The organism is Bacillus sp. UNC322MFChir4.1 (assembly GCF_000746135.1).
GTDB lineage: Bacteria > Bacillota > Bacilli > Bacillales > Bacillaceae_G > Bacillus_A.
Map to the genome: position 1 here is coordinate 172,332 of NZ_JQKQ01000013.1, position 12,480 is coordinate 184,811.

General features: G+C 33.0%; 14 protein-coding genes, 1 tRNA gene and 2 pseudogenes. 5 read left to right on the top strand and 12 right to left on the bottom strand.

The annotated features are described in order from the left end of the window. Positions 1–140: 140 nt before the first annotated feature. The 3 genes from BR72_RS07160 to mtnN form a co-directional block, all read right to left on the bottom strand. Positions 141–725, bottom strand: coding sequence for a GrpB family protein (locus BR72_RS07160; protein WP_035431414.1), 585 nt, complete (start codon positions 723–725; stop codon positions 141–143). Between the two features lie 18 nt (positions 726–743). After that, entirely contained in the window at positions 744–1,142 is a 399-nt protein-coding gene (locus BR72_RS07165) for a DUF3221 domain-containing protein (RefSeq protein WP_035431417.1), read from the bottom strand. A gap of 69 nt (positions 1,143–1,211) precedes the next feature. Next, a complete protein-coding gene (mtnN, locus tag BR72_RS07170; RefSeq protein WP_035431419.1) occupies positions 1,212–1,916 on the bottom strand; it encodes a 5'-methylthioadenosine/S-adenosylhomocysteine nucleosidase in 705 nt (234 codons plus the stop codon). 329 nt (positions 1,917–2,245) lie between these two features. On the opposite strand from mtnN, the gene BR72_RS26305 reads away from it, so the two are divergent. After that, complete coding sequence (locus BR72_RS26305) at positions 2,246–2,464, top strand: DUF8189 domain-containing protein (protein WP_141771610.1); 219 nt, start codon at positions 2,246–2,248, stop codon at positions 2,462–2,464. Between the two features lie 318 nt (positions 2,465–2,782). Here BR72_RS26305 and BR72_RS27010 read toward each other — a convergent pair. The 6 genes and pseudogenes from BR72_RS27010 to BR72_RS07200 form a co-directional block, all read right to left on the bottom strand. Further along, positions 2,783–2,914: pseudogene (locus BR72_RS27010) on the bottom strand (IS3-like element ISBce13 family transposase); the annotation flags it as partial. 30 nt (positions 2,915–2,944) lie between these two features. Beyond that, on the bottom strand, positions 2,945–3,487 hold the full coding sequence (locus BR72_RS07180; protein ID WP_197059927.1) for a DinB family protein: 543 nt from the start codon (positions 3,485–3,487) through the stop codon (positions 2,945–2,947). A 435-nt stretch (positions 3,488–3,922) separates the two neighbouring features. Next, complete coding sequence (locus BR72_RS07185) at positions 3,923–4,537, bottom strand: immunity protein Imm33 domain-containing protein (protein ID WP_035431421.1); 615 nt, start codon at positions 4,535–4,537, stop codon at positions 3,923–3,925. Between the two features lie 49 nt (positions 4,538–4,586). After that, positions 4,587–5,318, bottom strand: a complete 732-nt coding sequence (locus BR72_RS07190) for a DUF4261 domain-containing protein (protein ID WP_035431423.1) — start codon at positions 5,316–5,318, stop codon at positions 4,587–4,589. Positions 5,319–5,383: 65 nt separating this feature from the next. Continuing rightward, positions 5,384–5,602, bottom strand: coding sequence for a bacteriocin immunity protein (locus tag BR72_RS07195; RefSeq protein WP_156107912.1), 219 nt, complete (start codon positions 5,600–5,602; stop codon positions 5,384–5,386). Positions 5,603–5,624: 22 nt separating this feature from the next. Then, positions 5,625–6,014: an immunity 22 family protein gene (locus BR72_RS07200; protein ID WP_035431425.1), complete on the bottom strand. Its 390-nt coding sequence runs from the start codon at positions 6,012–6,014 to the stop codon at positions 5,625–5,627. A gap of 241 nt (positions 6,015–6,255) precedes the next feature. On the opposite strand from BR72_RS07200, the gene BR72_RS07205 reads away from it, so the two are divergent. Beyond that, the gene (locus BR72_RS07205) at positions 6,256–6,642 is read left to right on the top strand and encodes a hypothetical protein (RefSeq protein ID WP_035431428.1); all 387 of its coding nucleotides are present in this window, start codon (positions 6,256–6,258) and stop codon (positions 6,640–6,642) included. A 347-nt stretch (positions 6,643–6,989) separates the two neighbouring features. After that, positions 6,990–7,472, top strand: coding sequence for an SMI1/KNR4 family protein (locus BR72_RS07210; RefSeq protein ID WP_035431430.1), 483 nt, complete (start codon positions 6,990–6,992; stop codon positions 7,470–7,472). A 326-nt stretch (positions 7,473–7,798) separates the two neighbouring features. Here the strand turns inward: BR72_RS07210 and BR72_RS07215 are convergent, their stop codons facing one another. The 3 genes from BR72_RS07215 to BR72_RS07225 form a co-directional block, all read right to left on the bottom strand. Beyond that, a complete protein-coding gene (locus BR72_RS07215; protein ID WP_035431432.1) occupies positions 7,799–8,950 on the bottom strand; it encodes a cysteine desulfurase family protein in 1,152 nt (383 codons plus the stop codon). Positions 8,951–9,167: 217 nt separating this feature from the next. Further along, entirely contained in the window at positions 9,168–10,061 is an 894-nt protein-coding gene (locus tag BR72_RS07220) for an LPD16 domain-containing protein (protein ID WP_051957247.1), read from the bottom strand. A 25-nt stretch (positions 10,062–10,086) separates the two neighbouring features. Beyond that, a tRNA-Cys gene (locus BR72_RS07225) sits at positions 10,087–10,157 on the bottom strand. 486 nt (positions 10,158–10,643) lie between these two features. Between BR72_RS07225 and BR72_RS07230 the strand changes: the two genes are divergently transcribed. Continuing rightward, on the top strand, positions 10,644–11,600 hold the full coding sequence (locus tag BR72_RS07230; protein ID WP_035431434.1) for a DMT family transporter: 957 nt from the start codon (positions 10,644–10,646) through the stop codon (positions 11,598–11,600). A gap of 648 nt (positions 11,601–12,248) precedes the next feature. After that, positions 12,249–12,480, top strand: a pseudogene (locus tag BR72_RS07235) (IS5/IS1182 family transposase); the annotation flags it as partial.

Here is a 12,480-nt window from a genome sequence, read left to right on the forward strand (position 1 = left end):
GTTTGTTCTTAAATTATACACTTTTTGTAACTGTAGCTTTGAAATAAAAGTGAACAAAAAGTCACAATCAGTAACTTAATGAATTCTTCATCAGGTAATCAAAGACTTATCAAAAAACTTGATTTGAAACAAAATGTTCATTAGCTCGGATTATATTTATTTTTAAATTCCGTTTTTGCAATTTCAGTATATTTGTTAACAAACTCTGTTTTTGCTTCCGTATATCCGTCTCTGTTATGTTTATATTTATCTATTAAGCTCATTTTCAAGTTACCATATTCTTTGGCAACATCTTTATGTAGTTGTAAATAATCTCTAAAATACAATTCATTCCAATTACCTATATACCGAACATGAATATGAAATACTTTTTCAGCAAATCCATTTTCGTTATAACCTTTCATAAACATCATATGAGGTGCTGGCTTTTGTGATTGCTTTTCCATAATATATCCGTTTTTCCCCAACATACTAACTAAAAATTTCAAATCGCAGTCTTCTGTTATTTCAAGCAAAATATCTATCGTTGGCTTTGCTAATAATCCGTTAACAGAAGTACTCCCTATATGATTTATTCGTTCGATATATTGATTACCAATTATAGCGCTAAGCAATTTTTCTTCTTGTAAATACCAATCTTTCCATATTGGATTATGTTTCTTCAGTATAATCGGAAATAGTTCCCACAATTCCTCAAGTGACATTTCTGATAAACTCTTCCCCACTATGCAATCCTCCATCTCTTAATCCTGAATCTTTTCTATCTTTGTAACCTGTATCTTCGCAGGATAAGATTCAAGTATTTCACTATACCATATTTCCACTTTATCACCTGTTTGTAATCCCTTTTCTATACTTGCATTATTAAAGTGTAAAATAGCGTCAGCGGGAATTTTTCTTTTTAATCGTTCTTCCAAATGTTTTCTATCGTAAGCATCTTTTATATGTTTCTCTTCAATGAAATAAACGGTATCTCCCTTAAGTAAAATATAACCATCTATCCCTTTAGAAACTGCACTATTACTTGTTTTCATTGTAGATCTTGTTAATTCACTATTTGTATCTATTTTCCATGTTAAAACAATCATGAAAATAATTAAAAAAACTATAATTATACCAACAAAATTTATACTATTTTTCATCTTCATCACCCAAAATGACTTTTCTAAAAAACTTATTAACAAATAGTTGGAATACTATAAGTGTAATCCCTACACTTTCATTTCTTTTGTAACATGCAGTAAAAATGCAACTATATATTCGCATGCCTTCTCACAAGCTAACATTTTGAACACTTTTTGTTCTTCTACTGTTTTATCATTTGCTTGATCTGAAGCAGCTTTTAAGCAAAGAAATGGTTTTTCATTCACATAACAAACGTAAGAAAATGCAGCAATTTCTTGATCGACCGCAAGGGCTCCGTATACTGTTTGAAGTAGTTCCCTCGTTTCTGAACTACGAATACGCTGGTCACCCGAAACGAATGTCCCATAATGAGAGTTGTAAACTAATTGCAACTTTTTCATTTCTTTTATCAATTGTTTAGAAGGTTGAATACTTGCTGCTCTGCCTGTATACAAATCAAACGGATCCATCCCCGTTCCTGCTCCTGTAACATCATGTTGCATCACTTTAGTAGCGACAATAATATCACCATTTTTCACCTTGTTTGATAAACTGCCGCAAATTCCGGTCATAAATAGCTGCTCAGGTTGAAATTCACTAATCAAAAGCTGAACACAGCTTGCACATTGTACTTTCCCGACTCCAGTAATGACAGAAATCAATTCAATGCCGTTCAGATTATGAAAATGAAATTCCCAAGCTGCTCGTTTTTCTTTCCGATAGCTTGGATAATATTTATGTAAATACGTAAGCTCTGGTTCCCATGCTGCCACGATAGCAATTCGGTTCATGGATATAAGTCCTTTCCTACTTTTTCTTTTCTTAAATGTAGCACATATCCGAAATATAGTTAACGATAATTTAATTATGTTTTTTAATGTTATAATTATTTTTTGTTTATTGACAGGGCGGGCCCACCAATAAACAAAATGAATCCTTCAAGCTATTTTGATATTAAAAGTGATGAACGTTGAAAAGACAAAATTTCTTTGAACCAACAGCATCATATCCATATTATCTAACCAAATCGAACTACAGAAATAGTAGTCAGCGAGTCACCTGGCAATGGGAAGACCTTGGTGGAGTTATCATTGATGCACCTGCGGTCACGTCCAAGCATATGAACAACCTAGAAGTTTTTGGGCGCGGAACCGATAATCATTTGTGGCATAAGTATAGGAATGGTTCAAGTTGGAGCGACTGGGAAGATCTTGGTGGTACCCTTTCCGCCGGTCCAGCAGCTGTTTCTCGGGCAGAAAATTTAATCGACTGTGTTGTACGTGGAATGGATGGTCATGTGTATCATAAATCTTTTGATCGTTATGGGTGGAGTGATTGAAAAGATCTTGGAGGTTTTATCATCGGTGCACCCGCAATCTCGTCCTGGGGACGAGATTCACTATATGTTTTTGGGCGCGGAGGCGATAATAAATTACGGACTAGGCATTGGGATGGGCAATGGTGGCCCGAGTGGCAAGAAATTGGTGGTCCCATTATTGCCTCTAGCCCAGCAGCTGTTTCTCGGACATATGATTACATCGATTGTTTTGCACGTGGAACCAATAATCAATTGTTGCATGCGTATGTCTAACTTTTAAGTAACATGAGTGTTGAAAACTGCCTTTAAGCCAATTTTCCGGACACAAAATAGTTAAATCTAACCTACTTCTATTGCTTGGGGAATTTTATAACCAATGCTACTAAGGATTCGCTTACGGTTATAAAATTCCTCAATGTATGAAAATAGTGCTAGATTTACTTTTTCAAACATGACATATTGTATGTTGTATGCTTCTTTTCCCTTCTAATTAATGGCATTTTAGTAAACTTGCTCCTTAATCATTCCCTCTTTCTCCTCTTTATACCATTTGCGAAGTTGATTAATGTGAGCCTGATGATATCTATTATGATCTGCTATATGCCAAATGCCCCATCGGATAGTTGCTGTTTCTCCATTTTCATAATTAACTAGTTTATTCAATTGTTTGTCAGTTAACTGTAAGCAAATAGATTTAAACATGTTGAATACCTCATCATAATCCGATAGAATTCTTTCCAATGAAACCCCATAAATCAATGGAATTTCATTATTTTTATCCAACATAGGTCCGTACTTATCTTCAAAAAGCTTTGGTACTAGCTCACCTTTAATCCTAAAAGCCCAATTAAGATCTACATATGTCAAATGCCTTATTAATTGTGCTGTACTGTTATATTTCTGATTTGGCCCCTTATAATCTAATTCTTCCTGTGACATACCTGCAACAATGGATATTAACCGCTTATAATTACCATCTACAACAGAATAAAGCATACCTACAATAGGGTCCATTTGGGATTCACCTTTTAAATCTAAAATCATTAATCCCCACCTCACTTAAAATGAAATGAAAGCTTTTGCTCTACGATAATACAATTCAACTTTAGCAATATTACTATTACTGGTTCAATTTAGGCTACTGTATTAAAATCACATACTACTAAATTATTTGGATCGTTTACGAAATCATCATCTACTCACCTCTCTATTTGAATTCTTACTTAAATGGTAAGATCATGAAACCATATTCTCCTAAATTATAACATTCCATAATTCAATTATGGTATGCTGTCGTTTTATAATAAAGTTATTTCTACTTAAAGATTTTCATTATGATTTCGTACAATAATAAATAAAAAGACTCTTACAAGTGTACGAGTCTTCTAAATCCTAATGTAGTTTTAAAGTTAATATTTTATCGTCTATTCGCCCTGTACCAAGAGTAGTAACATGATAGCTTCCATTTTCTATACTAGATTACACATCGACAACTTCATCCCAAATATTAATATCATTTTCATCTAAAATTGCTTTTATTTGATCTTTTTCAAATACTACAAGGTATTCAGCAGGCAATGTTAAAACTTGAACAATAGAAGGCCTCAACTTTAAAAGTTCATATGCATAAAACGCTTCTAACTCTTCTGTATTGTCCTCATCATTAACAGGGCCTATATACCAACCGGAGTCACCTGTTTCACAATTTTTTGTTCTCTCTAAGTAAATATCATCTAACTGCAATACATTTTTTGCAGCGACAATTTTGTCACAAAAACGCAGCAATTCCCCTTCAACTTTTAATTGCTTTACACAACGAACTTGTTTCAATAGAATCCATAAAGAAATTGTTAAATCATCCGTCATATCTTCAAATGGATTCTTTGTATAATCATGTACAATAATATGATATCCATCTTCCCTTTGATCAAGAAAGTAAATCGACCACCCAACTTGCATAGAAAACCCATCTATTAATCGATCATTTTCTACCTCAGATAGAAAATGAAATAACCCCTCTACCTGCACCGCTAAATACTCTTCTGCCTGAGTAATGAAAGTTTTATCCCCGATATTTTTAATAAACTTTTCCATTTACGTTCTCCTGTACTCATTTATCTGCAATATACGTAATCATTTTATACTACTCTTTTTTTACTAAAGCCCAAATTCCATACTGATTATAAAACAGTTCATCTTCTGCAAAATGTCTACACTCCGTATGTTGCAATATAAAATGAGGATTATTTTCATCTAGGCTGAATGTAGAATAATCCGTTAGGCTAGGCTTTTCAATGAGATTATACAAACAAAAAACGTTCATTAATTCTTGAGCATATTGCGGCGTTATTTGATCTTTAAAAGTAATTACATCCGGGAGCCCAAAGCAATGCATACCACATGTATAGTAAAAATCATCTTCTTCAATCACTGTCACAAAAGCTTGAAATAATTCTACCGCATCATCTGTATGATACATACGATTCCAGTTTTCAATTGTATTTGCAGTACCTGAAGATTCAACCTTCACGCCAAGTCCTCCAGATTTTACAAGTGCATTTGCAGCATCAACTAACTTTCTTATCTTTTCAATCGAACCTCCATCCCCAATTAAATACAGAGTTAAAGAATGTTTTCTAATAAAATCAAGGTCTTCCTCAGTAAATGAATTGTATCCAGCAATTTCAAAAGCTTCTGCTACTCGTTCATCATGCTCATATATATCAACTTCAAAAAACATACTCGGATCCCCTAGTTTACTAATATAATTCCCAGCGAACATATATCCCTCGCTTTTTCTTACAATCGCTTCAATAAGTTCACTTCTATTCTTCCATAAACCAGGTATACATAATACAACTTTTGAACTTTCCATCTCATTCTCCCCCTACCCACAGCCTCATATAAAAACAAGTACAATTTCTTATCCAATTGTTTCAGTTATTCTTTTTCTTTCTTATAACTTAATGCACTTTCTACTACTTCTTCAGGTGTTAATTCTATATCATTCCAAAATATTAAATCACTAGGTGCCGGATGTGGAACACCGCTATTATTGAATTCATTCACATATTCGCTATGTTCTGTTTCTGGTAAATCAAGATTATAGATCTTTTTTACAAGTTCAATAAGTTCCTCTTTGTTCATTTTACTTTCCACATTGTTCAACACCTCAAAGCTATTAATAATAAGATACAGCACCAACAAATATAAATTCTAGATCCTCATATGTATCTTTTACTCTCTCTGCATCGTAACGAAAATCATACAGTAATATAACAGAATTCGTACTGTCCCCTACATTTACCTTTTTCATTAAATCTTTAAATCTCGGAATAATAATCTCACTATAAGAGAAATCCTGTAAAATCTCTTCTATATGTATTTTAGGTTCCTCATAAAACATAATTTCTATATTATCTTCATCATAGTAACCAAAACCGAAATTGACTCCAAATTTTGAATCTATACTATCTCCATCTTCTGTATATTCCGTATCAACATATTCTTGAAGCTGATTAAATGATTGACTCGTTCCAAGCCATAACGAAGCCATCCCTTTATATTCCATACCGTCTCTCCTTATCCATACTATCCATCGTATAAAAACTTCTTCTCTCGCGTAAACGAACATAATCGCTATTTCTGTAGCGCTATAACACTTCCTATAATACAAGTACACTTTTAACATTTTTTATCTTTTTTATCAATCGGATATAATTCTTCCATTTCAAACATGTCAATTTTAATATAATTCATTTCCTATTTATCAAAGCAAACATTCCTATTATTAGGAAAAACTTATTGAATAATTGAATTTTTCGCTCAAAAAGCATTTTATTCCCAAGAGGTTTTTTCATAATGTAAATATTACCAGAAATAAAAAAATCTCAATTTTGAATTTTATCAAGAAATCTTTATGTAGTATTGTAACAGACTTTGCATATCCTTATTTTGGACATTGGTATCACGATAATATCTTTGATAATTTAGGTGTTATATGGACAGGCCCCGAAATTCGTGTAGGAAATTCAAAATTCGAAGAGGTGCCAGCTGAAACTAAATTTTGGAGTTATTTTGGACAAGCTGTAGCATATTATACAACTGATTTTAAAAACCCAGCAACAACTAATTGGTCAGAACCTTATGTTGCAGTGAATAGATCAGGAAGGCCATTGCCTGATTACCAAGATCCATGATCTAAGAAAAAAGCATCTGATGGACTTAGAACTGATTGGGTTCTAGTACCTGCTGATAAAAGAGTTGTGTACGGAGGCACAGAAAGCGGCACTGCAATAAGAGAATTTATAAATATGGTAATCCAAACTATATATGGGATGGGAAAATTCCTGGTTACAAACAAATGCATCATATAAAACCTAGAGAATTTGGTGGTACAAATGATATAGATAATTTTTTTACCAATTCCTGAAGCGGAACATAGTAAGATATCTGGATGGTTTGCTGGATACTATGATAAAAGCTCAAAAGATATTGACCCAAGTGATGAATAGTATTTTTATAATAAAGGAAAGGAGGTAAAAATTTGAAAGAGTATAGTGTTAAAAATACACTTGATACATTAAAAAGTCGTTTAAATGAAAAAGACGAAATAGTGGTTCAATCTTTTAACGGATATTATTATACTGCTGAATGTACGTTTAATGAACCAGCCACACAGGAAGAAATACATACATTCATTCGTGAAACAGGTTGGATTGTGCCAAATGATTATAAAGAATTTTTATTATTGCATAACGGAGCTTATTTCTTTTCTTACGAATATGGAACTGCATTTCATTTTTATTCGCTTATGGAAATTCTAAAACGCTATGATAAAGAGTTACATGGAGATAGGTATCCTATTGGTAATTGTCCAGATCGAGGATATATTGTAATAAGTAATGCAAGATGCCAACAAAATAATGATAAATATATGATGTTAAATGGTATTGAATTAATTGATTTTCGATGTGATTTTCAAACCTGGTTAGATAGAATGATTGTGGCACAGGGAGAATGTTATTAGGAGTGGGTTAGTAAAATAATATACCCTGATTAGAGTTTTATCCCGCATTAACGGGCAGTAATACTCCCACCTCAAAATTCAGCGAAAGCAAAGAAGTTAGGTGGGAGATAAACTGCCCGTAAAAGCCCGATTGGTTCAACTAATAATCAGTGGGGGATGAAGAAAACCCCCACTGATTAAAGTTTCACTTTATCTCTCTTTTTTAATTATATACAGGTAAGGTTAAAATAACGTACTATTATCTGTAGCAAATAAAAAGGAAGAACCTTACTTCATAAGGAATCTTCCTTTTTTATTTTGAGAACGTAGTCTCATTGATAGTATTATTAAAAACCCTGTTGTACACAATAAATATCGTTAATCTTCGCTACAATCTCATCAACAGCGTACAAGACTTCTTCTTCACTTAAATATGGACTAATTGATATACGAATGGAACTATTTGCTTCTTCTTTTGTTAATCCAATCTCTTGTAACACATATGACGGTTCTAAACTACTTGAGTTACAAGCAGATCCTGAAGAGATAGAAACAGTTCTCATACCTGCTATAAGTGTTTCTGAACTAATGTTTGGAATCATTATATTTATAATATGAGGTATACTATTTTCCATGCATACATTTACGCAAGAATGAGGTATTTCTTGTTGAATTCGCTTTACAACAATTGTTCTTAATCTCTTTACCTTTTCATAATTTTCTTCTAGTTCTAATATAGCAATATCACTTGCTGCTCCCAGACCAGCTATTAGTGAAGTCGGTAATGTCCCACTGCGTAAATATGTTTGTTCACCACCAAATAGTAAAGGCCGGAAGTCTTTCTGTTTGTGTCCATTTACATATAAAACGCCTATGCCTTTTGGTCCATAGATTTTATGTCCCGATAATGATAGAGCATCGATATCTAATTTTTTTACATCGATTGGTATTTTTCCAAAAGCTTGAACAGCATCTACATGTATCAATGTTTTATACTTTCTGCACAGAGCAGAGATTTCATTGATAGGCTGAATTGTCCCAATTTCAGAATTAACATATGCAAAACTAACAACTCTTGTATGATCATCTAACAAGTATCGCAATGAATCTAAACAAATCGTTCCATCACGATTAATATCCACATATTTTACGATAATCCCTCTTCTTTGTAACTCTTTTCCGACTCCTAGAATCGATTTATGATCTATAGGAGAGAGAATTACATTTACCGGTTCTTGTTCATAATAATCAATGGCTCCTAATAATGCCAAGTTATTACTTTCTGTTGCACCTGAAGTAAATATTATTTCTTCTTTATCGGCACCAATAGAAGTGGCAATTTTACTTTTCGCTTGATCAACTGCATACTGTGCTTTTTTTCCCATCACATGCTGAGACGATGGATTTGCAAATTCTGTTTTCATGTACTTCTCCATCACTTCAACCACTTTATTATGACATGGAGTGGTAGCAGCATAATCTAAGTACACTTGTCTCATAAACATTGTCCTCCTTTATCCCGCATTAACGGGCAGTAATACTCCCGCCTCAAAATTCAGCAAAAGCATTGTCCAGCTCTAGCGGCTAGAATCTCCGGCGTTTCCGCTTTTCTTAAGAAATTAGGCGGGAGATAAACTGCCCGTAAAAGCCCGATTGGTGAGGGCTAATAATCAGTGGGGGATGAAGAAAACCCCCACTGATTAAAGTTTCACTTTATTAAGAAGAAAACACAGAGAAATTAATAGGCTTTTCATAGATTTCTTCCTTGGACATTTCACCGCTTCCTCCCGGATCTGCAACGATAACTTTCATACCTGTTAAATTATATAGATTAAGAGCAATTTCAATCCCTGTACGTACTGGCTGGTAACACTCCCCAGGCGCGAATAACAACAATGCTCTATAACCTGCCTTATATACCTCAGCAATCATTTCTGTAATTTCTCCTGCACATCCAGTTACACCGCAACTAATTAATGTTTTATAATTTCCATCTTCATCTAAAAACGATACTTCAGATTGATTGTCTTGATCATTTAACATTCTTTTTTCTAATTTTCCTTCTTTTACTAGCTTACTAGCGCTTTTTTGAAATCTATATTTAAGCCAAGTTTCCGGAAAAAAGATTGGATTTTTTCGGCTAGACAAAATACTTTGTTGATTAAAATACTTACTCTTTTCTAAACTTGTAACGTAAGCCTCTGGAATTTCTGTATATCTTTCATAAAATTCTTTACGAAGATCGCTAACACTTGCATTTGTAGAAGGGACATATTGCCAATCATTAATTAATAACAGGAATTTAATGTCTTTAAATTGTTCATAAAATTGCTCCCCTAACTGAATTCCAATATCCCAAGTATACATAGGGAATATACCTACTCTGCGTGAAATTCTCTCTTTCATTACGTCTGTTTTCTGCTCTTCGGTAATTCCAGGAGTTAAGTTATTCGTTTCTTCATTAAAGAAAAGCATAAAATGTCCTGACATAATTACTAATTTTTCTTGAGTGGTATTTTTTAATTCTTCACTGATTAATTTGATCATTTCTTCTTCTGATGCAACTAATTGATGAATTCCTTTCTTTTTTACATGAATTGAATTTGACATATGTTATCCCCCTTAAAATGGATAGAGGCAGTGCTTGGATTTGAACCAAGGAATTAGGTTTTGCAGACCTATGCCTTACCACTTGGCTACACTGCCATTTCATAAAGTTTAGCTGCCAATTTGAAACTTGCCTATCACGTTGTTAATGGTATTATTAGTAAAACGAATCGTCAATAAATATTTTGAATATAATTATTTTTCTCAACATTAAAGTGAATACCTAGAAAATCTATTGAAAATAAAAGCATTCAAATAAAACAAAGGGATATACATACGATTCTAAAATAGGAGTTTTTTTAAAAATATAACCACATAACATTTTTTCTGTTTTATGAGTAATTACTCTGGATAAATTTCTCAAATTATATTCAACTTTTTATTTTGCAAATCTAAGCTATATTATGCTACGGTTAGTTATGATTTTTAGAAATTTTTGGTTTATATACGCGAAAGAATTTTCCAACTTATAGAAATCCAAAAATAATTTAATCGTATGTAAACAGTTAAATATCAAAACAACAACAAGCAACATTACAAATAAAAATCCTTAATAGTGAAAATTTATTAAGAAAGGAATTCTTTATGTCTAAACAAACACTTGCTTATATTCAAATTTCATTTGCAATGATTGCAATTGGAAGCTTTGTGGTTGTTAATAAATTCATTATTAAAGAACTTCCCATATTTATTGCTTCTGAGCTTAGATTATTAATTGCTTGCCTCATACTACTTCCTTTATTTTTATATAAAGGAGAAAAAATGCCGAAACTCGTAAAAAAGGATTACATCATATTTTTTCTTCAAAGTTTTATAGGTGTGTTCTTATTTAGCATATGCACGTTATATGGACTAAGAAAAACAACAGCTTTAGACAGCGGCATTATTATGAGTTGTACACCTGCAATAATGGCTTTAATCTCTTATTTTTTTCTAAAAGAAAAACTAGGAATTCATAAAATAGGAGGAATTCTTTTAACCATTTTAGGTACATTATCTATTAATGTTTTTGGACAGTTTTTAAATTTTAATGAAAACTCCCATTCATTAATAGGAAATATACTAATCTTTTGCGCTGTTATTGGAGAAGCAGTTTTCTTTTCATTTGGAAAATTAATTTCCACATCTTTAAGACCTTTAACAATAACGACAATTATGAGTTTGACAGGCGCCGTATTATTTTTGCCTTTGGCAATGTATCAGTCCTTACATTTTAACTTTTTTATTGTCTCTCCATTGATATGGTCGCTAGTACTATATACAGGGATTGTAATTACTGTGCTAGCAGTTCTATTAATGAACCAAGGATTAGAAGTAGTATCAGCGGGAACCGCAGCAGTATTTACTGCTTTAATGCCGATAAGCACCGTCGTTTTATCAGCCCTTATCTTACATGAACCTCTTTTCTGGTATCATATTTTCGGTATGCTATTGGTTATGGGGGGGATTTTTGTGATTACGAACTCTTCAAGTAAAAGTACAGTTACAAGTAATGAAATATTTCCAAAAAGCAGGAACGAAAATATGAGTTCTGATGCATGAGTTTGAATGCAAATTAAATGACAAATTTATACCCACTTAATACGCGATATCTTCAATAAGAATTTAAAAACAATAACAAGAGTCTTTTTTACATAACTTTTGAAAAACACATTCTTGCATAAAAAGAAGCATAAACCTGCATAAAATGCGAAGTTATGCTTCTTAATTTTATTAAATAAATACTTTTGGATTTCATCTCAAAGTTACCTCGACGTTAATTTCATCCTCTTCGTTTGTATGAGGATTCGTATGTATTGTAGAAGTATCAAATACAAACTCCTGATTTACAGTTTGCGAGGTATTTTTGAAGAAACTTTATTTCAAAGCTACAACTCGCTCTATTTTGAAATTTTCTCCTTCTTTATCTTTATCGTCATAAAGTGAAATTTCCATCAGTGGAGAGTTTTTTCATCTCCCACTGATGGTTAGCCCGCCCAATCGGGCTTTTACGGGCAGTTATCCCCTACCTATCTATCTTCCCTAAAAAAGCGGAAGCGGCTTGCTCAGAATCGCAGGACACCCACGCCCCCGACGAGGCCACTGAAAAAGTCCTCATAGTTCAAAAAGTGAAAGCTTCCCCGATGAAATCGAGGAAGCTTTCACTTTTTTTATGTATAATGGTTGTACTAACTCTAGGTGGTGTCTCGGATGATTTCAAAACAACAACCTCTTAACCTTAGCCCATTCATGGCGATTTACGATATCGTCGTGCCAAAAGATAATATGCTTCGTCAATTTAATGAAATGGTTGATTTTTCTTTTGTGTTAGAGGAATTAAAGAATAAATATTGTCTCGATAACGGTCGCAATGCAGTGCCGCCCGTTCGTATGTTCAAATATTTATTGTTGAAATCCATTTTTGATTTATCCGATGTAGATG

Bases quoted from the DNA above. Each gene is read 5' to 3' on its own strand.
- BR72_RS07190 (WP_035431423.1), bottom strand. From the start codon at position 5,318: ATGGAAAGTTCAAAAGTTGTATTATGTATACCTGGTTTATGGAAGAAT.
- BR72_RS07215 (WP_035431432.1), bottom strand. From the start codon at position 8,950: ATGAGACAAGTGTACTTAGATTATGCTGCTACCACTCCATGTCATAAT.
- mtnN (WP_035431419.1), bottom strand. From the start codon at position 1,916: ATGAACCGAATTGCTATCGTGGCAGCATGGGAACCAGAGCTTACGTAT.
- BR72_RS07230 (WP_035431434.1), top strand. From the start codon at position 10,644: ATGTCTAAACAAACACTTGCTTATATTCAAATTTCATTTGCAATGATT.
- BR72_RS07180 (WP_197059927.1), bottom strand. From the start codon at position 3,487: ATGATTTTAGATTTAAAAGGTGAATCCCAAATGGACCCTATTGTAGGT.
- BR72_RS26305 (WP_141771610.1), top strand. From the start codon at position 2,246: ATGAACAACCTAGAAGTTTTTGGGCGCGGAACCGATAATCATTTGTGG.
- BR72_RS07165 (WP_035431417.1), bottom strand. From the start codon at position 1,142: ATGAAAAATAGTATAAATTTTGTTGGTATAATTATAGTTTTTTTAATT.
- BR72_RS07220 (WP_051957247.1), bottom strand. From the start codon at position 10,061: ATGTCAAATTCAATTCATGTAAAAAAGAAAGGAATTCATCAATTAGTT.
- BR72_RS07185 (WP_035431421.1), bottom strand. From the start codon at position 4,537: ATGGAAAAGTTTATTAAAAATATCGGGGATAAAACTTTCATTACTCAG.
- BR72_RS07200 (WP_035431425.1), bottom strand. From the start codon at position 6,014: ATGGAATATAAAGGGATGGCTTCGTTATGGCTTGGAACGAGTCAATCA.